This window comes from Nocardia camponoti, from assembly GCF_014646135.1.
Taxonomy (GTDB): domain Bacteria; phylum Actinomycetota; class Actinomycetes; order Mycobacteriales; family Mycobacteriaceae; genus Nocardia; species Nocardia camponoti.
The window spans coordinates 871,929-896,879 of the sequence record NZ_BMMW01000001.1; the positions used below are offsets into that span (position 1 = coordinate 871,929).

The following is a 24,951-nucleotide window of genomic DNA, read 5'->3' on the forward strand; positions in this document are numbered from 1 at the left end:
ACCGTGGGGCGTAAGTTGTTGTCCCACAAGGGTTTTCGGACCCGTTGAATAATGCGAATGCCCCCGTCTCGGTTCGCCGGGGCGGGGGCACCCCGTATATGGCGCTAGTTGGAGGAGCAATGCCCAAGGTCAGCGACGACCACCTCGCCGCCCGCCGCAGCCAGATCCTCGATGGCGCCCGCGCGTGTTTCGCCGAGTACGGCTACGACGGCGCGACAGTTCGACGACTTGAGGAAGCGATCGGCCTGTCTCGTGGCGCGATCTTCCACCATTTCCGCGACAAGGACGCCCTGTTTTTCGCGCTCGCCAAAGATGACGCTGAGCGCATGGCTGAGGTCGCGGCTAACCAGGGCATCGTGCAGGTGATGCGCGATATGCTCGCTCGCCCTGAGGAATTCAACTGGCTTGGCACGCGCCTTGAGATCGCGCGCCGAGTACGCACCGACCCCGACTTCCGCGCCGGTTGGACCCAACGCTCAGCGGAACTGACCGCGGCGACCTTGGCGCGTTTGGAACGCCGCAAGGCCGCAGGCCGCTTGCGCGACGACGTCCCCACCGACGTGCTGCTCGGCTATTTGGACTTAGTTCTCGACGGCTTGATCGCCCGCTTGGCCTCAGGCCAGACGGACGCGAACTTATCGGCGGTCCTCGACTTGGTAGAGGCATCGGTCCGCCGCAAGGACTAGCACTCAGACCTCTCCCAATCGCGTAAAAGCTTGCGCGACAGGGTGTCTAGTGTCGCGACTTCTTCCGCCGTCAACGGCGACAGCATTGCTGTCTCGTTCCGGGTGTGGGCGGCCACTACCTCGTCGACCAGTGCTCGCCCCTCGTCGGTCAGTGCCACGCGGACTGCTCGGCGGTCCACTCGGTCTGCCGTTCGGGCTACCAGGCCAGCGGCCTCCAAGCGGTCTAGGCGGCCGGTCATTCCTGCTCGAGACGACATCAGTGTGTCGGCGAGGACGGATGGGGTCAGTTCGAATGGCGCGCCCGAACGGCGCAGGGCGGCAAGGACATCGAACTCACCCGCACGCAGGCCGTGCGCGTTGAAGACCGCTTCGATTCGGGCCGTGGCAACTGTCAGCAGACGGCCGAGGCGGCCGAAGACGGCCATTGCCGTCAGGTCGAGGTCGGGGCGCTCGGTTCGCCACTGGTCAGCGATCGCGTCGACAGCATCCGGTTCATCCATAGACAGGATTCTATTCGCTGAGATATAGTTCGGTGACGAATTATCAACGAGCGAACGGAATGCTCCCATGCCTGTCTTCAACGACATCGCCCTGTGCCTGCCCGAAGATGCCGAAGTGCTCGGCAATGAGTCCATGCGGGTGCGGCTCCTCACCGATTCCAGCGCCAGCGGCGGCGCGGTCAGCACCGTGGAAGTCACCATGGCCCAGGGTGTCGATGGCGCGGCACCCCACTTCCACACCCTGTCTGACGAGCTGTTTTACGTCGCCGACGGCGAGTTGCAAGTGCTGGCTGGCGACCATATCCGCACCATCGGGGCGGGCGGCTCGCTCGTTGTGCCCAAACTGATGCCGCATGCCTTCGGCGCAATCCCCGACAGCGGCGCCCGCATCCTTATCGCACTCATGCCGGGCGTCGAGCGCTTCGACTACTTCCGCCTGCTCGATCGACTGGGCCGAGGCGAGGCCACCGGTGACGAATTGGTCGCAGCCCAAGACGAATTCGACAACCACTTCGTCGACGCACCGCACTGGTGGGCCGAGCGCGCGGCAGGCCGGCGCTGACCCAACCGTGGTTATGTCACTGGGCGCAGCACTGTGGCCGAGATTGCACACGCGGTGGGAACAGCGGTGCGTTGACCTGGTGTTATAGGGGTTATGACCTTTACTGTGCCTATCCTTGTCCGCGGCTACGAGCTTGATACTCAGGGGCACCTGAATCATGCCGTTTACCACCAGTACGGCGAGCATGCTCGGTGGGAATTGTTGCGGGCCGCTGGGATCGCCCAGGACAAGTTCATCGCCTCGGGCGTTGGCGCCGTTGTCCTCGAATCCACGATTAAGTACCGCAACGAGCTCATTGGTGGCGACGAAGTGTCGGTCTCGTGCGACTTCGAATGGACCGGCGGCAAGGTTTTCCGCTTCCACCATGAGATCAAAAAGCTCGACGGCACCCTCGCCGCGGAGATCGTCGTTGTCGCTGGCGCGATGGACCTCACCGCGCGCAAGCTCATCGCCAATCCCGACGAGCACTTCCGCAACCTCGCCGAACGCCCCGAACTGCTCGGCCTGTAACCACGCGCGCCCGTTTGCTGGTCGATTGCCATCGATGCGCATCGACCAGCGGGCCGGTGGCGGCAAATTCTGCCCCCGCTGACCGAGCACGCGCCGCTCCGCACTCCCCTCTCCATGCCGCGAATCTCGCGAAGCCGCAATCACGATCGTGCATACCAGCTATGATCCGAAGCACCTTCGGGGGTTCTGGCAAATCACTAGCAGTCGAGATGATCGGAGTGAGAGCACATGACCGACGCTATCCACCGTTCCGCGAGCAGTGCGCCCAGTTACCGTGGCGCGGCGTTGAGCGGTCTTCTGGTGGCCGAGTCCGCCCGCGACATTTCACTCGAAGTCGACGGTGGCACTTGGACTTTCGACCGCGCCGATGTGTTGCGGGTAATCCCTGAACGCCACCAGCGGCCGGATTCGCGTGCGGTGCAAGCGGTTCGGGTCGACATCCGTCCCGGCGCTACCGCCGACTTCACTCAGCGCAGGCGCGTGGACTTGGTCGACCGCCCCATCACGCTGGCCGCCGAACCGTCCGAAGCGGTCGGCGACGATCAGCTCACCACGGCAACCCGCCGCTGGGCCGCACGCAAGGGCATCGCCGAGCGGCGCGGCAACGGCGCGACCTTCACTTTCGCGCAAACCAAATCGCATAACGGCAGCGACGACGGCATCAACTGCGACAGTCTCGACTAGCGAGATGGCACTGTCCACCGACACCGTGCTCGTCGTCACCGAAAGCGACGACCTGCACGGCGACGCGCTCGCCGCCACCCTGCGCGAACAGCATCGCCTCGACCCCATTCGCCTCGATCTGCGCGACTTCCCTTGTCAGACAGGCAGTTTCCGCCTTGACAAGGGCGGAACTAACCGCGCCCTCGCCCACGTGCACGGTCTCGACGACGTGCGCGCGGTGTGGTGGCGGCGCGCGCATCCGTGCGCGGTGCCGCATGGGGTGCGCGCGGCCGACGACGAGTTTCGCCAAGCCGAATGCGACGGTTTCCTCCAGGGCATGCTGTGGTCGATTCCGGCGTATTGGGTGAACGATCCGGCGGCCGAACGCACGGCGGCACGCAAGATCGTGCAGCTCGAAACCGCGCAGCGCGCCGGGTTCGTTGTCCCCGAAACGCTGATCACCAACGACCCCGACGAGGCACGCAGTTTCGTCGAATCCCGTTCCGGCCCAGTCGTTTACAAACGAACGGGCACGGGGCGTGGCGAGTTTTCCGAGACACGCATCATCGCCGACGCCGACCTCGGGCGCCTGATGTCGATTCGGTCGACGCCAACCACGTTCCAGGACTACATCGCCGCCGCGTGCGACCTGCGCGTGGTGTGGGTCGACGGCATCGAATGGACGGTGCGCATCGATTCCCAAGCGGGCGTAGGCCGCGTCGATTCGCGCCTCGACACCTCAGTGGACTTCACGCCGTACCGCCTACCAGCGTCGGTGAGCAAGTCGCTGTCCACGCTGATGGGCGCGCTCGGGTTGAGCTTCGGTGTGGTCGACCTGCGCCTCGGCGCCGATGGCGAGTACTACTTCCTTGAGGTCAACCCGCAGGGACAGTTTGCCTACTTGGAAATCAAGACAGGTCTGCCCCTGTTCGCGAGCCTGGCGAATCTGTTGGTGCGCGGCGACGGCGCGGTGCCGGGCTGGTAGAGCCCGGTTTAGTCGGCCGTGCTCTTGCGCCGGTTGGCCCCGCCGCGTCCACGCAACTCCACATGCGACTCAACGAGCACATTGTGGATGAATCCGTAGGAACGTCCCGTTGCGCGCGCGAGTGACCGAATGCTCGCGCCCGCCTCGTATTGCTTCTTCAGCTGGTTCTGCAACCGGTCGCGGGACTTGCCCGTGACGCGGGTGCCCTTACCCAGCGTGGTCTTGGTACCCGTTTTAACACCCTTGGCCGAACGTGCGGCCGATGTGCCTGCCCTGTCGCTCATGGCTTCCTCCGAGTCGCTCAGGAATCGCCCGAGCACTCACTCCAGGCTAAACACTCCGCGCTCAGTGATCAACGAAACGAGTGAGGAAACTCACCTGTCCTCTGCGCGTCCGCTCGCGACACGCCCAGCGAGGCAGGTGAGTTAAGCCAAATCGATGAGCTCGGCGTACTCGGCCGACCAGTGATCCTCGGTGCCGTCGGGCAGCAAAATCACGCGCTCGGGGTTGAGAGCTTCGGCAGCGCCCGGGTCGTGGGTGACGAGCACAACCGCGCCCGCGTAGGTGCGCAGCGCGTCGAGCACCTGTTCACGCGAAACCGGGTCGAGGTTGTTAGTCGGCTCGTCGAGCAGCAACACGTTCGCCGACGACGAGACAAGTCCGGCGAGAGCGAGACGGGTTTTCTCACCACCGGAGAGTGTGCCAGCGGGCTGGTCGAGCTGCGGGCCGGTGAACATGAACGCGCCGAGCAGACTGCGCAACTCCTGTTCGCCCGCATCCGGCGACGCGTGGCGAATGTTCTCCCACACCGACGCGTTGTCGTCGAGGGTGTCGTGCTCCTGGGCGAAGTAGCCAACCTTGAGCCCGCGACCCTGTTCCACACCGCCGGATGTTGGCTGCTCAACACCAGCGAGCAGCTTCAACATCGTGGTCTTACCTGCACCGTTGAGCCCAAGGACGACAACGCGACTGCCCTTGTCGACGGCGAAGCTCACGCCGGTGAAGATCTCAAGCGAGCCGTACAGCTTGGTCAGGTTCGACACCATGAGCGGCGTCTTGCTGCACGCGGCCGGTTCCGGGAAACGAATCCGGGCGACCTTGTCGGCAACGCGCACGTCGTCGAGCTCGGAGATCAATCGCTCTGCGCGACGGACCATTTGGTGCGCGGCGGCAGCCTTGGTTGCCTTCGCGCCGAGCTTGGCGGCTTGCTGACGCAGTGCGCTGGCCTTCTTCTCCGCGTTCGCGCGTTCCCGCACGCGGCGCTGCTCATCGGTGGCGCGGGCGTCGAGGTACTTCTTCCAACCCATGTTGTACACGTCGGGCTCACCGCGCACGGCGTCGAGGAACCACACTTTGTTCACGACGGCTTCGAGCAGTTCGACATCGTGGCTGATCACGATCAGGCCGCCGTCGTGGTTCTGCAAGAACCCGCGCAGCCAGGTGATGGAGTCGGCGTCGAGGTGGTTGGTCGGCTCGTCGAGCAGCAGGATGCGGTCGGAACGCCCACCCGAACCGTCGGACGCCGAGAACAGGATGCGCGCGAGTTCGATGCGTCGACGCTGACCACCGGAGAGCGTGCGTAGCTGCTGGTCGAGGACGCGGTCAGGCAGCCCGAGGCTGTTGCAGATGCGCGCGGCCTCACTTTCGGCGACGTACCCGCCGAGCGAGGAGAACTGATCTTCGAGGCGACCGTACTTGCGAATGGCCTTCTCGCGGGCGGCGTCGTCGACGGCTTCGGCCATTTGCACCTGGGCTTTTTCCAGGTCGTGCATCAGGGTGTCGAGACCACGGGCCGACAGCACGCGGTCGCGCGCGATGACGTCGAGGTCGCCCTCTTTGGGGTCCTGCGGCAGGTAACCGATGTCGGTCGAGCGGGTGATCTTGCCCGCGTACGGCTCACCTTCGCCAGCGAGGATGCGCAGCGTGGTTGTCTTGCCCGCGCCGTTGCGTCCGACCAGGCCGATCCGGTCGCCACTCTGCACGCGCAGCGCGGGGCCGGGGGCCGAGAGCAGGGTGCGGACACCGGCCCGGACCTCCAGGTCGGTCGCCGTGATCACGTGAGTACTCCTCATGGTTGCTGCCGGGCACCGAAGGGGGCGCGCGCCGGTAGGCGGAAAGATCGCAAGAACTTCCAATTTTACCGCTTAGGAACCCGCTGACCGAACTCGGTATCGGGCGGTGTGAGCCCGATTACTCTCGTTGCCATGAGCACTGATTTATCGAGCCTGTCCGGCCGCACCGCCCTCGTGACCGGGGCTAGTCGCGGTATTGGACTGGCGACGGCGGCCGAACTGCTCGCGCGCGGCGCGAACGTGGTGATCACCGCACGGAAACCCGAGCCACTCGAAGCCGCCGCCGAGCAATTGCGCGCGCTTGGCCACAAGGGTCAGGTGAGTGCCGTTGCTGGCAACGCGGGCGACGACGCCGCGCGCGCTGAGGCGGTCGCGCGGGCGGTTACCGAGTTCGGCTCGCTCGACATTCTCATCAACAACACCGGCATCAACCCGGTGTTCGGCGCGCTGATGGACGCCGACCTGAACGCGGTGTCAAAGATTTTCGACGTGAATGTCGTTGCGGCCCTGGGGTATGTGCAGGAGGCGTACCGGGCGTGGATGGCTGAGCACGGCGGCGCGGTGGTGAATGTGGCGAGCGTGGCGGGGATTCGGTCGTCGGGCGTGATCTCGGCTTATGGGGCGTCGAAGGCGGCGCTGATTCGGCTCACCGAGGAATTGGCATGGCAGTTGGGGCCGAAGATTCGGGTGAACGCGGTCGCGCCGGGTGTGGTGAAGACGAAATTCGCTGACGCGCTGTATTCGGCCGACGAAGAGCGGGCGGCGAGCGGGTATCCGCTCAAGCGGCTTGGCGAGCCGGAGGATGTGGCGCGGTTGATCGCGTTCCTCGTTTCTGACGAGGCGGCGTGGATCACCGGTGATGTAGTGCGGGTTGATGGTGGGTTGTTGGCGACGGGCTCGCTGTAAAGAACACGGGCTGGGCGAGACCGAATCATGGTCTCGCCCAGCCCGTTTCGTTAGGACGAACTGCGCGTTGCCACCGAGTCCGTGTGCTCACCCGCGCCAGCGGACGCGCTCGCGAGCAACGCATCAGCCGCCGCGTGGTCATCGACAACAACGCGACCGGTCGTCATGCCAAGCGGGTCGCGCACCGGCACGTCGTGACGCTCATCGAGCCCCCAGCGGTCCTGGATACGACGCACGAATTCCGGCGTGTACCAACAGGTGTCACCGAGCAGCTTCATCGATGCGGGGAGCAGGAAGCCACGCACGAGCGTCGCGTCGACGAGCACCGCGAGCGGCAGGCCGATGCCGAACGCCTTCATGAAGGTGATGTCGGAGGCGAGGAAGCCGAGGAATACCACCGAGATCAAGATCGCCGCCGCGGTGACGATCCGACCGACGCGTTCCAGCCCGAGCGCGACCGCGACGTCGTTCTTGCCGGTCCGGTCGTATTCCTCGCGGATGCGGGCGAGCAGGAACACCTGGTAGTCCATCGCGAGACCGAAACCGGCGGCGAAGAGCATGACCGGCACGGTCGCGGCGAGTTCGCCGGTCGCGGTGAAACCGAGGAACCGCGACAGATGTCCGTCCTGGAAAATCCAGACCAGCGCACCGAAGGTCGCGGTGAGGCTGAGCGCGCTGAGGATGACCGCGAGAATCGGCAACACCACGCTGCCGGTGAGCAGCAACAGCACGACGAGCATCACCGCGATTACGAACGCGAGCGCGGGCAGGACGGCGTTTTCGATCGCGGCGACCGAGTCGACGTTGCCTGCCACGATGCCGCCGACCAGCATCGGCGTCGCCGTCGGGACGGCACGCACTTCCTTGACGAGGGTGACGAGCGAATCGGTGTCGGTGGCCTCGGGCACGACCGTGAGGTAAGCCGCGTTGGGTGCGCGGAACTGGGCATGGGCTGCGGTGGCGGTTTGCACGAGGCCGCCCTGGGCGTAGCTGCCGGTTGCGGTGTCGACGCGACGGACGTTGTCCAGATCGGCCAGACGACGGGCGATGGCGTCCAACCCAGTTGCACTGTAAGCACTTTCGGGGAGCACGGCGTAGAGCGCCTGCTGGTCGCTTGCCGCGAAGTCGCGATTCACGAGTTCGGTGACCTGGCGCGCGTTCATCGATTCCGGCAGCGAGCGCTCGTCGGGGAAGCCAAGGTGCACACCGAGGAACGGGGTGCCGAGCACGAGCAGCAGCGCGGTGACGGCGAGGCCGATCGGAATCGGTTTGGCCATGACCGCCGTCGCGAGGCGATGCCACGCGCCTTCGCCGGGCGCGGGTCGGGGTGCGCGCAGGAACCACCAACCGAGCTGGCCCTTGTCAATGCGCTTGTCCAGCAAGACAAGTGCGGCCGGTAGCACGGTCAGCGCGACGACGGCGGCGAGCACCGCGACGAGAATGCCCGCGTACCCCATCGAGCGGATGGCCAAGAGCGGGAAGAACAGCAGGCCCGACAGCGCGACCGCGACGGTAACCGCCGAGAACGCGACCGTGCGGCCAGCGGTGCGCATCGTGATCGCGACCGCGCGCGCAGTAGGTGCGCCGGAAGCGAGTTCGTCGCGGTAGCGGTTGACGATCAGCAGGCTGTAGTCGATCGCCAGGCCGAGCCCGAGCAGCGTCGCGACGTTGGTCGCCGACACCGAAAGCGGCGTGAACAGGGTGAGCAACCACAGCGCGCCCATCGTGGCGAGCACGGTGACGATGGCGGTGAGCAGCGGCAGACTGGCCGCGACGAGGCCACCGAAAACGAAAAGCAGCGCGATCAGCGTGAGCGGGAAGGCGACAAGTTCACCTTTGGCGATGTCGGTTTTGCTCTGCTCGACGGTCTCGTGCATGAGCATCGCGAAGCCGCCGACGCGTACGGTGAGCGGCCCGTGTTGGCCTGCGAATTCGTCGGCGATCGCGGAGGCGCGTGCATCGATCTCGCGTTCGGTGCCGACGATGCCAGCGACGATCAAGCCCTGTTTGCCGTCGACGCTGCGGAGTGCGGGCAGCGGCGTTGTCCAGTAGGAAACGACGTGGGTGACGCCGGTGCGTGCGGCGAGGTCGATGGTGATGCGTTTGGCCGCGTCAACGGTTTTCGCGTCGTCGACCGAGGATTCGGTGTCGACGTGGAAGACGACGTTCGGTGGGGCCTGGCCGAATTCGTCGCGCAGCACCTGGCTTGCCCGACTCGACGCGCTGCCCGGATCGGTGTATCCGCCGCCTTCCACCCGCTCGAACAGCGTGGCTCCCAGCGTGCCAAGCACCACCGCGAGCACCGCGAAAACCCCGAGCACCCAGCGACTGCGCCGCTTGGTGAATACGAACACCGGATATACCCCTTCGATAAGGCACGCGCGGGTTCGGGCGAACCGACGCGGGGTTGCGAGTGTGCGAACCCGAGTGCTCTTGTCCCGGCCGCGCATTCGCCCGGCGATGGTAACAACTCCGGGTGACACGCGCGCCGCATGGGAAAACTAGCGGTGACCGCGACTGATTCGCGCGGACGCGGTAGCCATCGTGGTGCGCAAAGACAGGGGAGCCGCGGCGAACAGCGCGCGCATCGCGGCTACGGTTCCGGCGAGGTCGTCGTAGCCGCTGAGGTAGGCGCGCTGGGTGTCAGGTGGCAGCGCGAAGAAGAGGTCGAAGAACGCGGGCACTTGGTCCGGGCGCAGGCGCAGGAGGGTGCGCAGGCCCGCGCGGCGTAGCGCGGTGACGGCGCGGGCGCGAGGCGACCAAAGGTTCACCCCGTCGAGGAAGGGGTCGGCGAGGGCGAGCGAGGTGGCGACGCTATAACCCGTTGCGGGATGGGTGAATCCGCCCGCCGCACCGAACGCGCCGCGACGGCCGCCATCGACGCGGAAGCGCACGCGTTCGACGGTGGATGCGGAATCGGCGTCGATTCCGCGTCCACGCAGCCGGTGTTCGAGCCGGGCGCGCAGAACCGAGGGGTCGAGTGCGGGCAGGCCGGCCAAGCACGTTTCTTCGAACAGCATGGTGTCGCGTGTGAGTGGGACGGCGTAAAGGAAGGACGGCGGCTCGTCGAGCGCACCGTTGTCGTCGCGCCAGTCCATGAAGACCGTTTCGTGGTCACCGCGTGGCAGCACGACTCCGTACGCCGTCTGTTCCGCGTGCCGAGGGGAACGTGGGAGGCCGCGCGCATCGACAACCTGGCCGGTGAAGGTCTGGCCGCCTGCCGTTCGGACGGTGTCGGCGTCAAGCCCGATAACCCGATCGGCAACCACCCGCGCACCCGTGAGCGACAAGCTCGCGCGCAAGGCTTCGGTGTCGAACATCTGGTAATCGCGGTCGATGGTCCAGCGTTGGCGTGCGTAGGCGACCGGCTTGGTCGAGGTAGCGACCACGCGCGGGTCGAGCCACGCGGGAAGGTCATCGGCCCAGGCACCGTAGGTTGCTGTCCACGCGCGGTCGGGGTGCGGGTCGATCACCGTGACCCGACGCCCCCGCGCGAGCGCGCGATGAGCGAGCGCTCGACCAGCTGGGCCGAGCCCGCAGACAATCAACTCGGCGCGCATCACGACATTGGATCAGATGGGGCGATTTCAACCACCGCCGTGTCACGGACGCACACCGGTTCGGCCGCGACGCCTCGACCTGGTGGCAGCGAGCGGACAAGATGGAAACCATGAGGTCGATCTGGAAAGGCTCGATCGCATTCGGGCTGGTGAACGTCCCGGTCAAGGTGTACACCGCGACCGAGGACCATGACATCCGGTTCCACCAGGTCCACGGCAAGGACGGTGGTCGGATCAAATACGACCGCGTCTGCTCGGTCTGCGGCAACTCGGTGCAGTACGCCGACATCGACAAGGCGTACGTGTCACCCGACGGCGAGCAGGTTGTCCTCACCGACGCCGACTTCGCCGGGCTGCCCGCCGCCGAGAAGCACGAGATTCCGGTGTTGGAATTCGTGCCGTCGGAACAAATCGACCCGATCCTGTTCGACAAGAGCTACTACCTCGAACCGGACTCCGCGACACCTAAGGCGTACGTGTTGCTGGCCGCGACGTTGGAGCGCGTCGACAAAACCGCGCTCGTACATTTCACGCTGCGTCAGAAAACTCGGTTGGCCGCACTCCGTGTGCGCGACGGGGTGCTTGTGCTGCAAACGTTGCTGTGGCCCGACGAAGTGCGCGCTGTCGAATTCGGCAGCATTGACGACGCGCCAGCGCCACGTCCGCAAGAGTTGAAAATGGCGGAGACACTTGTTGATTCGATGTCGGGCGATTTCGATCCCGGCGAATACACCGATGAATATCAGATCGAATTGCAGAAGGTGCTTGACGCGGCGATCGCGAGTGGGACGGGGACGATCGAGCCTGCCGCGGCATCAGCGGAGGATGAAGCGCCCGATGCGGAAGTGGTCGATCTGGTTGCCGCGCTGCAACGCAGTCTTGAAGCGGGTGGTCGACGTGGCGCGGCCGACGATAAATCCCCCGCGAAGAAACCCGCCAAAAAAGCCGCCGCCAAGAAAGCTACCGCGACCCGTAAGGGCGCGTGAATGATGCTTACGCTGATTGCCAATCAGTGGGACCCTGAGTGCGCGGCGATCCGCACGTTCCTCACGCGCAATAGCGTGGTCTACCGATGGCTGGAACCCAGCGACGCTGAGGGCCACGAGTTGCTGACGCGACACGGGTTCACCGACGGGGATACGCCCGTCCTCGTCAACGACGCTGGTCAGACCCTGCGCAACGCCACCGAAGAACGGCTTGGCTCCTTCGTTGGCCTGCACGTCAAACCAACCGACCCCGACTACGACCTCGTCATCATCGGCGGCGGACCCGCTGGGATGGCCGCCGCGGTCTACGGCGCGTCCGAAGGCCTGCACACCGTGTTGTTGGAAAAGTGGGCGATCGGCGGCCAGTCCGGCCTCACTTCCCGTATCGAGAATTACCTCGGTTTTCCCGACGGGATTTCCGGTGCGGAGCTGACCGACCGCGCACGCCGGCAGGCCGATAAGTTCGGGGCCGAGTTGGTGATCAGCCCGGACGTCGACCACCTCGCCCGATCCGACAGCGGCTTCGAATTGCGCTTCACCGACGGCGGTTCGGTTGGCGGCAAAGCGGTGATCGTCGCGACCGGCGTGCAGTACCGCACCCTCGACGCACCGGGGGTCGAAGAGTTCTTCGGCGCGGGCGTTTACTACTTCTCGGCACTCACCGAAGCGCCGCAGTGCGTGAATTCGGACGTGTACATCGTCGGCGGTGCGAATTCGGCGGGGCAGGCGGCGATCTATTTCGCCAACACCGCCGCCAGTGTGACTCTGCTGGTGCGAGCCGACAATCTCGCCAAAGATATGTCGACCTATCTCATCGAGCAGGTCGAAGCGAATCCCCGTATTCATGTGCGCACGTCGACGGAAATTGTTGGCGCGGCGGGCGATTCGCATCTGCAGCAACTCACCTTGCGCGACAAGCGAACCGGTGCCGAAGAAAAAGTGCGCACCAACTGGCTGTTCTCCTTCATCGGCGGCACACCCCAAACCGCATGGCTCGGGCCCGACTACGCGCGCGATAAAAAGGGCTACCTGCTCACCGGCCCCGACATCATCGTCACCGAAGGCACGCGGTGGAACCTCGTCCGCGCTCCCCTGCACCTCGAAACGACTGTGCCTGGCGTGTTCGCGGCAGGCGACGTGCGCGCGTTCAACGGGCATCGTGTCGCCGCCGCTGTTGGCGAGGGGTCGATGGCGGTGATGCTCGTGCACCGTTTCCTCGGCGAATGAGTTTTACTCACCCAGAACTGAACCATTGTCCAGGAATTATCGGCACGGTTTGCTTGCCTCATGAATTTCTCTCGGACTTTCGCTGCCGTGGCGTTGGTAGCAACCGCGGCGCTCTCCCTCACCGCCTGCGGCTCCGCCGACGCCGACAAAGCCGACGGCGGCACCGTTGTCCGCATCGGCACCACCGATCGCGACAAGGCATGGGACGTCTTCGAACAGAAGGCGAAGGAAAACGGCATCACGCTCAAGGTGACCAACTTCTCCGATTACAAGCAGCCCAACGCGGCGCTTTCGCAGAAGCAGATCGACCTGAACCTGTTCCAGCACCTTCAGTTCCTCGGCGCGTACAACGTCGCCAACAACGACACCCTGACCCCGATCGGGTCGACTTACATTGTCCCCCTTGGCCTTTACTCCAAGAAGCACAAGGCGCTCGCTGACATCCCCGCTGGCGGCGAGATCGCGATCCCGAACGACCCGACCAATCAGGCACGCGCGCTGTTCGTGCTGCAGGCGGCTGGCCTGGTGAAGCTGTCGGGCACCCCGACCCAGCCGACGCCCGCCGACCTCGACAAGGCGGCGTCGAAGGTGAAGGTGACGCCGGTTGACGCCGCCCAGACCGCGCTTTCGCTCGCGTCGGTCGACGGCAGCATCATCAACAACACGTTCCTGTCGAAGTCGGGCATCGACCCGCAGTCGGCGCTCTACAAGGACGATCCGAAGAACCCCGGCGCTGAGCCCTACATCAACGTGATCGTGTCGCGTGCCGAAGACAAGGCCAACCCGACCTACCTCAAGCTCGCCCAGATTTGGAAGGACCCGGCCGTCGCCGCCGCGCACGCCGAAGTGACCAAGGGCACCGCGGTGGCCGTCACGCGCACGCAGCCGGAGTTGCAGGCCATCTTGGATCGGGTGCAGCAGGGCATCCGCGCGACCAAGTGAGTGCGGCTGCCGCAGTCGAATTCACCGGTGTCACCAAGGTTTTCGGTAAGGGTGATGATGCGCAGGTCGCGCTGGATGCCATCGACCTGCGCATCGAGCCCGGCGAGATCTTCGGTGTCATCGGGTATTCGGGCGCGGGTAAGTCGACGCTTGTTCGGTTGATCAACGCGCTGGAAAAACCGACGTCAGGCACGGTCACGATCGCGGGCACCCCCATTACCGGGGTGCCCGAGTCGGCCGTGCGTCGGTTGCGCCGCGACATCGGCATGGTGTTTCAGCAGTTCAACCTGTTTCGGTCGCGAACGGCGGCGGGCAATGTGGAGTACCCGCTCAAGGTCGCTGGTTGGAAGCGGGCCGAACGCAAGGCGCGGGTCGCGGAACTGCTTGAGTTCGTTGGACTTTCGGATAAGGCGCGGTCGTACCCCGACCAGCTTTCCGGTGGGCAAAAGCAGCGGGTTGGCATCGCGCGTGCGCTCGCGACGTCGCCTTCGCTGTTGCTTGCCGACGAGGCAACGTCGGCGCTCGATCCCGAGACGACGGCTGAGGTGCTTCGGCTGCTGCGCAAGATCAATCGCGAACTCGGGGTAACCATTGTGGTGATCACCCATGAGATGGATGTGATTCGCGCTGTCGCTGATCGGGTCGCGGTGCTCGCGGACGGCAAGATCGTCGAATTGGCTTCCACCTTCGACGTTTTTGCTGATCCGCAGGCCGCGCCGACTAAGTCGTTTGTGGGCACGGTGTTGCATAACCGGCCCGACGGTGGCGAGGTCGCGCGGTTGTCGTCCGTGCATAGCGGGCGATTGGTGACCGTTGATGTCGACGATCAGCACGGCATTGGTGACGCGCTCGCCGCGGCGACGCGGGCCGGGGTACGGTTCGAGATTGTCTACGGCGGGGTTTCGACGGTGCAGGACAAGACTTTTGGCAGTCTCACCGTCGCGCTGGATGGGCCTGACGACGCGGTCGCTGACGTGGTCGCGACGTTGGAAAGGCGGTCGGCATGAGCACCGATTGGGGCAAACTCAGCCCTATCCTGTGGGAATCGATCGGGACGACGATCTACCTCGTCGGGTTCACGTTCTTGTTCGCGGGCGCGCTCGGATTGCTGTTGGGCACAGCGCTTTACAGCACTCGCAAGGGCTCGCTGCTGTCGAACGCGCCAATTAACTTGGTGCTCAACGTGATTGTGAACGTGGTGCGTCCCATCCCGTTCATCCTGCTTGTCGCCGCGCTGTTCCCGGTGACGCTTGAGGTGGTTGGCACGACCATCGGCCGCGACGCCGCCCTGTTCGTGATGGTGGTCGCCGCGACGTTCGGCATCGCTCGCATCGTCGAACAAAACCTGGTGACGGTGGAACCGGGCGTGATCGAGGCGGCACGCGCGGCGGGCGCTGGCCCGCTGCGCATCATCGCGACCCTGCTGATCCCCGAGGCGCTCGGCCCCCTGATCTTGGGCTACACCTTTGTGATCATCGCCATCGTCGACATCTCGGCCATGGCGGGCGCGATTGGCGGCGGCGGCCTGGGTGACTTCGCGATCGTGTACGGCTACCAGCAATTCCAGTGGCAGCCAACGGCAGTGGCGGTGGTGATCATCATCATCGGCGTGCAGGCAATCCAGTTCTTCGGCAACTGGTTGGCCCGCAAGGTGCTGCGCCGCTAAGGGTCAGATCAGCTCGGGTTAGTCAGCTCAGGTTAGGCAAGCTCGGCCCGCGCCCGCATCAACGCGAACCCCAACAGGTTCAGTCCCAGCCATTGGCTGGGAGATTCGGTGCGCGGGTCGTCGGCGGCAAGCCCGTTGCCCCAAATTCGATCGACGGGGCTTGCCTCAACCAACACCCGCTCCCCCGTTTTGCGCAGGTAGTCAGCCAACGCCGGGTCTTGCCCGAACTTGGCGGCGTTGCCCTCGGCGACGATGTCGAATCGCGCTGCGACCCAACGATCTTCGTCGAAGTTTGCGATCTTGCGGCCCAGCTTCTTCGCCACACTCGGATGCCCAGCGGCAACGACCTCGGCGGCGGTTTGCTCGTCGTTGAAGAGCAACGCTTTACGCCACATCATGTAATGCTCGGCGGTCGCGAATTCCACGCCGTCGAGTTGGAACCGCGCGGGCCACCATTGGCTCAGGCAGCTGGCACCCAGCGTGCCGTCGGGGCGCGGCGTGTGCCCCCAGAACGGCAGGTACTTCGGAGTGACGCCCGACGTGATGGTCGCGCACAGGTCGCTCACGGATTCGATTCGCACGGTGGTTCTCCCCCTTCAAAAACAAGTGTTGAGCGGGAGTCTGGTCTACTCCCGCTCACCTTGTCTAGCTCATTACGCGTTCGCTGTGCGCGCGGCTCAGCCAGCCTGGTCTATTCGCGCCAAAGTCCTTCCGCCACAGGCGATCATCGCCGAACGCAACTGCCACAACCCCGACGCCTGGGTCGGATCGAGCCCGGTCAGATGCGCGACGCGCCGCAGCCGGTAATCAACGGTGTTGGCGTGCACGTGAAGCAAGCGCGCGGTGCGTTGCCGGTTGAGTTCATTGCCGATGTGCACACGCAGGGTTTCGAAGAGTTCCGGGTGCGCGTCGAGCGGGGCGAGCAGCTGACGCAACCGCGCGCGACCGGGTCCTGGGCGGGTGAGTTGGTATTCCAACGCCAGGTCGGTGAAGTGGTACAACCCGGGTGCGGAATCGAGCTGTTCGACCATGTCGAGCACCTCGTGTGCGCGCTGGGTCGCGGCAGGGATTTCCTCGCGCGGCCCGCTGACGTGGGCGGCGGTCACGGTCACGCGACCAGCGACGCGAGCGAGCGCGTCGACAACGCGAGCCAGTCCGGCCGGATCGTCGTCGCCGTTGGTCGGGATAAGCACCGTGCCGCCTTCGATCGACAACATCGACAGCGCCTGCCCGCCGCTGTGATGGGCCAGCGCGGCACCGATGCGCGCGAGAATCCGCGCGGCCTCTCCCGGCTTGCTCGACTCGGGTGAGGCGAACGAAATCGCAAGCACCGCATAGTGATCGGCGATCTGAATACCGCATGCACGGGCGAGCGTCTCGGTGGGTCGGCCCGCGATCAGCGCGTTCGCCAGTTCTCGCAGCGCCCACGCCTCGTCGCGTTCGGCGGGCAGGTCACCGCTGCCGCCGTAAGCGCGACCAACGGTGCTCGACACCATGTCCAACGCGCGCACCGCCCGCCGGAAACCTTCGGTGACATCGCCTCTGTCGTGGCCGCCGGTGTAGTCGTACACCTCGTCAACGCAGTCGCGCAGCGCCTCGTTGGCCACCCGCAACACCGAATCCAGCGGCACACCTTCGCGCGCCCACCCGGCTGCCGCGCGACTGAGCACCGCGACCTCGTGCGCGCAATCTTGTTCTGCGACAAGGCCGCTGATGATCGACTTGCACAGCCGCGTCGCGGTCACCGTCGCCGAACTCACGACACTCACGTCGGATCGAGTAGTCATCGTTGTCCACCTTCTTCCCTGTTCCACCGAAACCTTCACAGCGCCAGGTTGTCGATGTAACGATGACTCTAGAATGAGCACCCGCTCACCTTCTACTCTACTTTTTTCGAAGGGGAAATGATGCCACCGCAGCCCGATAAGCAGCGGAAACGCCCACGACAGGACCGCGCGAAGGAAACGCGAACCCACATTCTCGCGACAGCAGCTCACCTTTTTGGCGAGCGCGGAATCACCGAGACATCGACCAACCGCATCGCCGCCGAAGCCGAGATCAGCGTGGGGACGCTGTACCGGTATTTCGCCGATCGCGAAGAAATCGTCAAAGAACTCAACGACGGACTGTTCACGCGGGTCGAAACGCGCTACGGCGAGCTGTTGCCCGCCATAACCGGCTTGACGCCGCAGGAGGCGGTCACCGAAATCCTGCGTGCTGCTGTCGAGATTCTGGTCGCCGAAGGACCGCTGGTCCGCGCGTTAGTCACCGACCTGAATTTTTACGGCAGCGGCATCCCCGATTTCGAACCGCGCTTCCGCTTCATTCTGAAGGTCTACATCCTCAACGCGATCGGCCTGCAACCGGGCGTCGACGTCGACACGATCGCCTTCGTCGCCCTCAACGCGGGCTTCGCTGTCACGCTGCGGTCGGTGTATTTGGAAAACGAAGGGTTTGACCGGGAAACGGTCATTGCCCAAACGGCGGAGATGATCGGGACGTGGATAGCGACGAAGGCCCAAGTCCCATAAGGGAATTGGGCCTTCGTGCGGTGCGTGACTAGCGCACGTTGTCGGTGCAGTGCACCGCGACAACCTCGCCGCCCGCGAGCTGGCCTGCCAACTGCGAGGAACCGACGTTCAACAGCAGCGCCTGCGGCGAGCCCTCGACCAGGTTCGCCCACGCGTCCTTCTCGGACTCGGCGCGGGTCGAGCCAACACCCCAGGCGGTGTACTCATCGTTCTCGACGATGGTCAAGCAGCCGTTGGACCACGACGCACGGATCGTGCAGGTATCCGCAGCGCACAGCTCCAGCGCCTTCGCCTCAGCGTCGGCGCGCGTGGAGAAGTTGATTCCGCCACCGAAGTCGTCCCAGCCGTCGCCGAGCGCGATCGCACCGTACAGGTCACCTGCGGCGTTGGCAGTACCAGCGCCGAAAACCGAACCCGCCGCCATACCAAGGGCAGCGACGGCGACCGTCGCCTTACCCATGAAACTCATTGTTTCTCCTCATCATTCGGCCCCGAATGAGGCCGACTGAAGATCATCGCGCAGGACTTAGACTCGCTCTACCCAACCGATCAAGATCACAAACATCCGCCTTCACCTATCACTGAGAAAGCCCGGGACCATCGCGGTCCCGGGCTCTCAAGTAGCAGCGTTAGACAGTAAAGCCCAACGCGCGCAACTGCTCTCGCCCATCGTCGGTGATCTTGTCCGGACCCCACGGGGGCATCCAGACCCAGTTGATCTTGAGGTCATCGACAAGTCCGCTGCGCACCAACGCGTTTCGCGACTGATCCTCGATCACGTCGGTGAGCGGACACGCCGCCGATGTGAGCGTCATGTCGAGCGTGCAGATGTTGTCGTCATCGACGGACATGCCGTAGACGAGGCCCAAATCGACGACGTTGATGCCCAATTCGGGGTCGACAACGTCGCGCATGGCCTCCTCGAGGTCCTCGATGTGCTTGGCCTGCTCAGGGGTGAGCTCGACCGGCGGCGACGCCTCAACAGCCTCAGCGGCGGTATCCGGGGTCTGGGTGCTCTCAGCAGATTCACTCACGACGCGGCCTCCTCAGCCGAACTGATCTGTACCACAGCGTCTTTGAACGCCATCCAGCCCAGCAGCGCGCACTTCACGCGCGCCGGGTACTTCGCGACACCAGCTAGCGCGATGCCGTCGCCGATCAGGTCCTCATCACCTTCGACCGTGCCCCGGCTCGAGATCATCTCGCTGTAGGAGTCGACCACCTTGAGCGCGTCGCGCACCGGCAACCCGATGACCTGGTCGGTGAGGATCGACGTCGCGGCCTGGCTGATCGAGCAGCCCTGCCCGTCGTAGGAAACGTCGGCAACCGAACCCGCGTCGTCGATCTCGACGCGCATCGTGACCTCGTCACCACAGGTGGGGTTGACGTGATGCACCTGCGCACCGTAGGGCTCACGCAGCCCACGGTGGTGTGGGTGTTTGTAATGGTCCAGGATCACTTCCTGGTACATCTGCTCCATGCGCATTACTTAGGCGACCTCATCGTGTGTGACGCCGAAGAACCGCTGCGCTTCGCGCACGGCGGCGACGAGCGCGTCGACCTCGTCAAGAGTGTTGTAAACGGCGAACGACGCGCGCGCCGAAGCGGCGATGCCGAAGCGGCGATGCAGCGGCCACGCGCAGTGGTGCCCGACGCGAATCGCGACGCCCTGGTCGTCGAGGATCTGGCCAACATCGTGGGCGTGGATGCCATCGACAACGAAAGCGACAGCGCCACCACGGTTTTCGGCTTCGGTGGGGCCAACGATCCGCACACCGGGAATCGCGCTGAGCCCTTCCAACGCGGCCACGGTGAGCGAATGCTCGTGCGCGGCAACAGCATCCATGCCGAGCGCTTCGAGGTAGCGCACAGCAGCGCCCAATCCGACAACCTGCGAGGTCATCGGGACGCCAGCTTCGAACCGCTGCGGCGGCGGCGCGTAGGTGGATTCCTCCATGAAGACCTGCTCGATCATCGACCCACCGGTGATGAACGGCGGCGTGACCTCAAGCAGCGCACGCTTGCCGTACAGCACACCAACACCGGACGGGCCGAGCATCTTGTGGCCGGAGAACGCGGCGAAGTCGACGTCGAGCGCGCCGAAGTCGACCGGCATGTGCGGCACCGACTGGCACGCGTCGAGCACGACAAGCGCGTCAACCGCGCGAGCGCGGCGCACCAGTTCTTCCACCGGCGCGACCGCACCAGTGACGTTGGACTGATGCGTGAACGCGACAACCTTTGTCGCCGAAGACAATTCGAGCGAGTCGAGGTCGATGCGCCCGTCGTCGGTAACGCCGTACCACTTCAACGTGGCACCGGTGCGACGCGCGAGTTCCTGCCACGGCACCAAATTCGCGTGATGCTCAAGCTCGGTGACAACGATCTCGTCGCCGGGGCCGACGTGGTACGGGAACCGCGCGTCACCGAAGGCGTTGGTGACGAGGTTGAGCGACTCGGTCGCGTTCTTGGTGAACACGATTTCGCCCACATCGGCACCGACGAAGCGCGCGATGTCGGCACGCGCGCCCTCGTAGGCGTCGGTCGCTTCTTCGGCGAGCTGATGCGCACCGCGATGCACCGCCGAATTGCTGGTGAGCAAGAACTCGCGTTCAGCGTCGAGTACCTGCACCGGACGTTGCGACGTGGCACCCGAATCGAGGTACACCAACGGCTTCCCATCGCGCACCGTGCGGTGCAGGATCGGGAAATCGGCACGCACACGCGCCACGTCGACAGTGCGACCTGGCTCGTGGGCGACCAACGGTGCGGCGGTCATGTCAGGCTCCTGTGGCAGCGTTCTGAGTGAAACGGACATAGCCATTGGCATCGAGCTCTTCGGCCAGCTCGGCACCGCCTTCGGCGACGATCTTGCCGCCGACGAACACGTGCACGAAGTCGGGCTTGATGTAGCGCAGGATGCGGGTGTAGTGCGTGATCAGCAGAATGCCGCCGTCCTCACGCTCCTTGTAGCGGTTGACGCCTTCGGAAACGATGCGCAGCGCGTCGACGTCGAGGCCCGAGTCGGTCTCGTCGAGGATCGCGATCTTGGGCTTGAGCAGCCCGAGCTGCAGCACCTCGTGGCGCTTCTTCTCGCCACCGGAGAAACCCTCGTTGACGCTGCGGTCGGCGAAGGCGGAATCAATTTCGAGCTCGTTCATCGACTCCTTCACCTCCTTGACCCAGGTGCGCAGCTTGGGGGCCTCGCCGCGCACGGCGGTGGCGGCGGTGCGCAGGAAGTTCGACATCGAAACGCCAGGCACCTCGACCGGGTACTGCATCGCGAGGAACAGGCCCGCGCGAGCGCGCTCGTCGACCGACATCGCGAGCACGTCTTCGCCGTCGAGGGTGATGGTGCCCTGGGTGACGGTGTACTTGGGGTGACCCGCGATCACGTACGACAGGGTGGACTTACCCGAGCCGTTCGGGCCCATGATCGCGTGGGTCTCGCCGGATTTCACGGTGAGATCGACACCGTTGAGGATCTTCTTCTGTTCACCCTCAGGCGTGGTGACCTCAGCGTGCAGATCCTTGATTTCCAGAGTCGTCATCGAATTCCTTTGTGAAGTAAGTAAGTAGTTGGGGCGCGTCAGACACCGATAGCGGCGAGCTCAGCTTCGATAGCCGCTTCTAGGCGCTCACGGACCGAGGCAACAGCGATCTTGGAGATGATCTCGTGGAAGAACCCGCGCACGACGAGTCGACGGGCCACCTCCTCGGGAATGCCACGCGCACGCAGGTAGAACAGCTGCTCGTCGTCGAAGCGGCCGGTTGCGCTCGCGTGGCCAGCGCCCGCGATCTCACCGGTCTCGATCTCAAGGTTGGGCACCGAGTCGGCGCGCGCGCCGTCGGTGAGCACCAGGTTGCGGTTGGCCTCGTAGGTGTCGGTGCCTTCCGCCGCGGCGCGGATGAGCACGTCGCCGACCCAGACCGTGCGCGCGTCGCCCTTGGGCGACTTCGGGTCGCCCTGCAGCGCGCCCTTGTAGAGCACGTTCGATTTGCAGTTGGGCTGCGAGTGGTCGACGAGCAGACGCTGCTCGAAGTGCTGACCGGCGTCGGCGAAGTACAGGCCGAGCAGTTCAGCGTCGCCGCCGGGCGCGGCGTAGCGCACGGTGCCCGACAGACGGACCAGGTCGCCACCGAGGGTGACCGAGGTGTGGCGAATGGTCGCGTCGCGACCCACCTTCAGGTGGTGCGTGGTGAGGTGCACGGCGTCGTCGGCCCAGTCCTGGACGGTGACCACGGTGAGCTTCGCGCTGTCGCCGAGCACGAATTCGATGTTCTCGCCGTAGGTTCCGCTGCCGCGCTGGTCGATCACGAACGTCGCCGACGCGAAATTGGCAAGGCGGATCTGCAGGTGACCGAAGGCGGTCTTACCTTCGCCCGGTCCCGTCACCGTGACGGTAACCGGCTCAGCGACAACAACTTCGGTGCCAACCGAGATCACGGTTGCCGAGGTGAAACTCGAATACGCTTGCGCGGCAACACGATCGGTAGGCGTGCCCGCCTGACCGAGGCGCTCGTCGTCGCGACCGACGGTCTCGACGGTGATGCCGTCGACCGGGGTGACCTCGACCGTGGTCGTGCCATCGGCGACCGCGGTGCCGTCATGCAGGCCGCGCAGGCGACGCAGCGGGGTGAACCGCCACGCCTCGTCGCGGCCCGACGGCACCTCGAACTGGTCGACGTCGAACGAGGCGAAAACCTCGCCCTTGTTGATCGCTGCCCCAGCTCCGGGGTTCTGGATCGGTGTCTCGAGCGACGACATCAGCCGACGGCCCCTTCCATTTGCAGCTCGATGAGCCGGTTAAGTTCCAACGCGTATTCCATCGGCAATTCCTTGGCGATCGGCTCAACGAAGCCGCGCACCACCATCGCCATCGCCTCGTCCTCGGTCATGCCGCGGCTCATGAGGTAGAACAGCTGTTCTTCCGACACCTTCGAGACCGTGGCCTCGTGGCCCATGGTGACGTCGTCCTCGCGGATGTCGACGTACGGGTAGGTGTCGGAACGGCTGATCGTGTCGACGAGCAGCGCGTCGCACTTGACCGTCGACTTCGAACCGTGCGCGCCCTTGTTGACCTGGACAAGGCCACGGTAAGACGCGCGACCGCCACCACGCGCCACCGACTTCGACACGATCGTCGACGAGGTGTGCGGGGCGAGGTGCAGCATCTTCGCGCCGGTGTCCTGGTGCTGGCCCTCGCCAGCGAAGGCGACCGAAAGCACTTCGCCGTGCGCGTGCTCACCAGTCATCCACACGGCCGGGTACTTCATCGTGACCTTGGAACCGATGTTGCCGTCGATCCATTCCATCGTCGCGCCCGCTTCGGCCTTGGCCCGCTTGGTGACGAGGTTGTAGACGTTGTTCGACCAGTTCTGGATGGTCGTGTAGCGGCAGCGGCCGCCCTTCTTCACGATGATCTCGACAACGGCCGAGTGCAGCGAGTCGGACTTGTAGATCGGCGCGGTACAACCCTCGACGTAGTGCACGTAGGCGTCTTCGTCGACGATGATGAGCGTGCGCTCGAACTGGCCCATGTTCTCGGTGTTGATGCGGAAGTAGGCCTGCAGCGGGATGTCGACGTGGACGCCCGGCGGAACGTAGATGAACGAGCCGCCCGACCACACCGCGGTGTTGAGCGCGGAGAACTTGTTGTCGCCAGCGGGGATCACGCTGCCGAAGTACTGCTCGAAGATTTCGGGGTGCTCTTTGAGCGCGGTGTCGGTGTCGAGGAAGATCACGCCCTGGGACTCCAAATCCTCACGGATGGAGTGGTAGACGACCTCAGACTCGTACTGCGCGGCCACACCGGAAACGAGACGCTGCTTCTCAGCCTCGGGGATGCCCAGCTTGTCGTAGGTGTTCTTGATGTCTTCGGGCAGGTCTTCCCACGACTCGGCCTGCTTCTCCGACGAGCGAACGAAGTACTTGATGTTGTCGAAGTCGATGCCGTCGAGGTTGGAACCCCAGTTCGGCATTGGCTTGCGATCGAAGATGCGCAGGGCCTTGAGGCGCTGCTCAAGCATCCAGTCGGTTTCGTTTTTCTTCGCCGAGATATCGCGCACGACGTCTTCGGACAGGCCACGCGTCGCCGCGGCACCGGCCGCGTCGGAGTCGGACCAGCCGTAGTCGTAATTGCCAAGCGACGCGATGGTCTCTTCCTGGGTGAGCTGCGGCACCTGGCTTGCGCCAGCGTCGCGGCCTGTCGCGGCAGTCGTCATTGCGCACTCCTTCCGGAGTCATTCGAAGCGTGCGTCGCATTGCTCGCGGGCGATGCGGCGGCGGGGAAATTAAGCGGGACGTGCGTGGTGCAGGCACAGTCACCGTTGGCGATGGTGGCCAGTTGCTGCACGTGCGTGCCAAGCAGGTCGCGAACGACCTCGCGCTCAGCGGCACACAATTGCGGGAACTCCTCGGCCACATGCGCGACCGGGCAGTGATGCTGACAGATCTGCACCCCCGACCCAACCTCGCGGGTCGTTGTCGCGAATCCCGCCTCAGCGAACGCGCTGGCGATCTCGGCGGCTTTCGCCTCCACTTCGCCAGCGGTGTGGTCGACCACCGGTTCGATGCCTTCCACAATCGCCGCGGCGCGCCTGCGTGCGAATTCGGCGATGGCCTTCTCGCCACCGATTTCGCGTAACTGCCGGATTGCCGCACCGGCGAGGTCGTCGTAGGCGTGACCGAGACCAGCCCGGCCTGCCGCGGTGAGCTGATACTGCTTGGCTGGCCGACCGCGACCCTTCTGCTGCCACGGTGCCGACCGACTAGCTCGGGCCTGACCAGCCTCGATGAGCGCGTCGAGGTGTCGACGCACGCCAGCGGGGGCAAGGCCGAGTTCAGCGCCGATCGCGGTGGCGGTGATGGGGCCCTGTTCAAGGAGCAGGCCAACGATCGCGGCGCGGGTTTGCCCTTCATGTCCTTGCGTTGGAGCCGGTGAGGTGGGCACAGGGGAAGCCGCGGAGTCGGTCTTTCGACCCGCTCCCTGTGCTTCCGTCCGCAAACCCATGGTTTTCACAACACCAGTGTGTCGGAATTACTTCCGTAAATCTAATAAGGGTCCCCTTGCAAAGGGTGCCCTGACCTGCGTCGTCGTCGGCAAGACCGATCGGTCCGTGACAAATCGCCAGGTCGCCGGACGCGGAAAATAC

The 24,951-nt window shown here is 64.8% G+C and carries 27 protein-coding genes; 12 read left to right on the forward strand and 15 right to left on the reverse strand.

The genetic code is table 11. The features are described 5' to 3' along the window. Positions 1 to 119: 119 nt before the first annotated feature. On the forward strand, positions 120 to 686 hold the full coding sequence (locus tag IEX78_RS03980) for a TetR/AcrR family transcriptional regulator (protein ID WP_188827363.1): 567 nt from the start codon (positions 120 to 122) through the stop codon (positions 684 to 686). On the opposite strand, the gene IEX78_RS03985 is transcribed toward IEX78_RS03980, so the two are convergent. Further along, positions 683 to 1,186: a MarR family winged helix-turn-helix transcriptional regulator gene (locus tag IEX78_RS03985; RefSeq protein WP_188827364.1), complete on the reverse strand. Its 504-nt coding sequence runs from the start codon at positions 1,184 to 1,186 to the stop codon at positions 683 to 685. The genes IEX78_RS03980 and IEX78_RS03985 overlap by 4 nt on opposite strands. A 67-nt stretch (positions 1,187 to 1,253) precedes the next feature. Between IEX78_RS03985 and IEX78_RS03990 the strand changes: the two genes are divergently transcribed. From IEX78_RS03990 to IEX78_RS04005, 4 genes are all read left to right on the forward strand, one after another. Continuing rightward, a complete protein-coding gene (locus IEX78_RS03990) occupies positions 1,254 to 1,748 on the forward strand; it encodes a cupin domain-containing protein (protein ID WP_188827366.1) in 495 nt (164 codons plus the stop codon). A gap of 105 nt (positions 1,749 to 1,853) precedes the next feature. After that, entirely contained in the window at positions 1,854 to 2,258 is a 405-nt protein-coding gene (locus tag IEX78_RS03995) for an acyl-CoA thioesterase (RefSeq protein WP_229683692.1), read from the forward strand. A gap of 228 nt (positions 2,259 to 2,486) precedes the next feature. Next, positions 2,487 to 2,942, forward strand: a complete 456-nt coding sequence (locus IEX78_RS04000; RefSeq protein WP_188827370.1) for a hypothetical protein — start codon at positions 2,487 to 2,489, stop codon at positions 2,940 to 2,942. Positions 2,943 to 2,946: 4 nt separating this feature from the next. Beyond that, on the forward strand, positions 2,947 to 3,906 hold the full coding sequence (locus IEX78_RS04005) for an MvdC/MvdD family ATP grasp protein (protein WP_188827372.1): 960 nt from the start codon (positions 2,947 to 2,949) through the stop codon (positions 3,904 to 3,906). Between the two features lie 8 nt (positions 3,907 to 3,914). Here IEX78_RS04005 and IEX78_RS04010 read toward each other — a convergent pair whose 3' ends face one another. Together IEX78_RS04010 and IEX78_RS04015 are read right to left on the reverse strand one after the other, a co-directional pair. Further along, positions 3,915 to 4,190 (reverse strand): helix-turn-helix domain-containing protein, encoded by a 276-nt coding sequence (locus IEX78_RS04010; protein ID WP_229683693.1) that lies wholly within the window; start codon positions 4,188 to 4,190, stop codon positions 3,915 to 3,917. A 141-nt stretch (positions 4,191 to 4,331) separates the two neighbouring features. Next, positions 4,332 to 5,963, reverse strand: coding sequence for an ABC-F family ATP-binding cassette domain-containing protein (locus IEX78_RS04015; RefSeq protein WP_188827374.1), 1,632 nt, complete (start codon positions 5,961 to 5,963; stop codon positions 4,332 to 4,334). A gap of 147 nt (positions 5,964 to 6,110) precedes the next feature. On the opposite strand from IEX78_RS04015, the gene IEX78_RS04020 reads away from it, so the two are divergent. Continuing rightward, complete coding sequence (locus IEX78_RS04020) at positions 6,111 to 6,884, forward strand: SDR family oxidoreductase (protein WP_188827376.1); 774 nt, start codon at positions 6,111 to 6,113, stop codon at positions 6,882 to 6,884. 50 nt (positions 6,885 to 6,934) lie between these two features. On the opposite strand, the gene IEX78_RS04025 is transcribed toward IEX78_RS04020, so the two are convergent. Both IEX78_RS04025 and IEX78_RS04030 read right to left on the reverse strand, forming a co-directional pair. Further along, positions 6,935 to 9,238: an MMPL family transporter gene (locus IEX78_RS04025; protein WP_188827378.1), complete on the reverse strand. Its 2,304-nt coding sequence runs from the start codon at positions 9,236 to 9,238 to the stop codon at positions 6,935 to 6,937. Between the two features lie 147 nt (positions 9,239 to 9,385). After that, a complete protein-coding gene (locus tag IEX78_RS04030; protein ID WP_188827380.1) occupies positions 9,386 to 10,444 on the reverse strand; it encodes a lycopene cyclase family protein in 1,059 nt (352 codons plus the stop codon). A gap of 110 nt (positions 10,445 to 10,554) precedes the next feature. On the opposite strand from IEX78_RS04030, the gene ku reads away from it, so the two are divergent. The 5 genes from ku to IEX78_RS04055 are packed head-to-tail and all read left to right on the forward strand — an operon-like array spanning position 10,555 to position 15,265. Continuing rightward, positions 10,555 to 11,430, forward strand: coding sequence for a non-homologous end joining protein Ku (gene ku, locus IEX78_RS04035; RefSeq protein ID WP_188827382.1), 876 nt, complete (start codon positions 10,555 to 10,557; stop codon positions 11,428 to 11,430). Next, entirely contained in the window at positions 11,431 to 12,657 is a 1,227-nt protein-coding gene (locus IEX78_RS04040) for an NAD(P)/FAD-dependent oxidoreductase (protein ID WP_188827384.1), read from the forward strand. Between the two features lie 60 nt (positions 12,658 to 12,717). Next, positions 12,718 to 13,599, forward strand: coding sequence for a MetQ/NlpA family ABC transporter substrate-binding protein (locus IEX78_RS04045; protein WP_188827386.1), 882 nt, complete (start codon positions 12,718 to 12,720; stop codon positions 13,597 to 13,599). Next, positions 13,596 to 14,606: a methionine ABC transporter ATP-binding protein gene (locus IEX78_RS04050; protein ID WP_188827388.1), complete on the forward strand. Its 1,011-nt coding sequence runs from the start codon at positions 13,596 to 13,598 to the stop codon at positions 14,604 to 14,606. The genes IEX78_RS04045 and IEX78_RS04050 overlap by 4 nt, the downstream gene beginning before the upstream one ends. Further along, on the forward strand, positions 14,603 to 15,265 hold the full coding sequence (locus IEX78_RS04055; RefSeq protein ID WP_188827390.1) for a methionine ABC transporter permease: 663 nt from the start codon (positions 14,603 to 14,605) through the stop codon (positions 15,263 to 15,265). Before IEX78_RS04050 ends, IEX78_RS04055 begins: the two co-directional genes overlap by 4 nt. A 32-nt stretch (positions 15,266 to 15,297) precedes the next feature. Here IEX78_RS04055 and ybiA read toward each other — a convergent pair whose 3' ends face one another. Together ybiA and IEX78_RS04065 are read right to left on the reverse strand one after the other, a co-directional pair. Further along, a complete protein-coding gene (ybiA, locus tag IEX78_RS04060; RefSeq protein WP_229683694.1) occupies positions 15,298 to 15,846 on the reverse strand; it encodes a riboflavin biosynthesis intermediates N-glycosidase in 549 nt (182 codons plus the stop codon). Between the two features lie 96 nt (positions 15,847 to 15,942). Beyond that, positions 15,943 to 17,052: a PucR family transcriptional regulator gene (locus tag IEX78_RS04065; RefSeq protein ID WP_188827392.1), complete on the reverse strand. Its 1,110-nt coding sequence runs from the start codon at positions 17,050 to 17,052 to the stop codon at positions 15,943 to 15,945. A 117-nt stretch (positions 17,053 to 17,169) separates the two neighbouring features. Between IEX78_RS04065 and IEX78_RS04070 the strand changes: the two genes are divergently transcribed. Then, positions 17,170 to 17,796, forward strand: coding sequence for a TetR/AcrR family transcriptional regulator (locus IEX78_RS04070; protein WP_188827393.1), 627 nt, complete (start codon positions 17,170 to 17,172; stop codon positions 17,794 to 17,796). 28 nt (positions 17,797 to 17,824) lie between these two features. On the opposite strand, the gene IEX78_RS04075 is transcribed toward IEX78_RS04070, so the two are convergent. The 8 genes from IEX78_RS04075 to IEX78_RS04110 all read right to left on the reverse strand — a co-directional run bounded on the left by IEX78_RS04075 (position 17,825) and on the right by IEX78_RS04110 (position 24,809). Further along, positions 17,825 to 18,265, reverse strand: a complete 441-nt coding sequence (locus IEX78_RS04075) for a DUF4189 domain-containing protein (protein WP_188827395.1) — start codon at positions 18,263 to 18,265, stop codon at positions 17,825 to 17,827. A gap of 160 nt (positions 18,266 to 18,425) precedes the next feature. Beyond that, positions 18,426 to 18,830, reverse strand: coding sequence for a metal-sulfur cluster assembly factor (locus IEX78_RS04080; RefSeq protein ID WP_188827397.1), 405 nt, complete (start codon positions 18,828 to 18,830; stop codon positions 18,426 to 18,428). Beyond that, entirely contained in the window at positions 18,827 to 19,282 is a 456-nt protein-coding gene (sufU, locus tag IEX78_RS04085; protein ID WP_188827398.1) for a Fe-S cluster assembly sulfur transfer protein SufU, read from the reverse strand. The genes IEX78_RS04080 and sufU overlap by 4 nt, the downstream gene beginning before the upstream one ends. 3 nt (positions 19,283 to 19,285) lie before the next feature. After that, positions 19,286 to 20,575: a cysteine desulfurase gene (locus tag IEX78_RS04090; protein WP_188827400.1), complete on the reverse strand. Its 1,290-nt coding sequence runs from the start codon at positions 20,573 to 20,575 to the stop codon at positions 19,286 to 19,288. A gap of 1 nt (position 20,576) precedes the next feature. Further along, the gene (sufC, locus tag IEX78_RS04095) at positions 20,577 to 21,347 is read right to left on the reverse strand and encodes a Fe-S cluster assembly ATPase SufC (RefSeq protein WP_188827402.1); all 771 of its coding nucleotides are present in this window, start codon (positions 21,345 to 21,347) and stop codon (positions 20,577 to 20,579) included. A gap of 38 nt (positions 21,348 to 21,385) precedes the next feature. Continuing rightward, positions 21,386 to 22,564: a Fe-S cluster assembly protein SufD gene (gene sufD / locus IEX78_RS04100; RefSeq protein WP_188827404.1), complete on the reverse strand. Its 1,179-nt coding sequence runs from the start codon at positions 22,562 to 22,564 to the stop codon at positions 21,386 to 21,388. Then, complete coding sequence (gene sufB / locus IEX78_RS04105) at positions 22,564 to 24,021, reverse strand: Fe-S cluster assembly protein SufB (RefSeq protein ID WP_188827406.1); 1,458 nt, start codon at positions 24,019 to 24,021, stop codon at positions 22,564 to 22,566. Before sufB ends, sufD begins: the two co-directional genes overlap by 1 nt. After that, the gene (locus tag IEX78_RS04110) at positions 24,018 to 24,809 is read right to left on the reverse strand and encodes a helix-turn-helix transcriptional regulator (RefSeq protein WP_188828222.1); all 792 of its coding nucleotides are present in this window, start codon (positions 24,807 to 24,809) and stop codon (positions 24,018 to 24,020) included. The genes sufB and IEX78_RS04110 overlap by 4 nt, the downstream gene beginning before the upstream one ends. Positions 24,810 to 24,951: the final 142 nt, after the last annotated feature.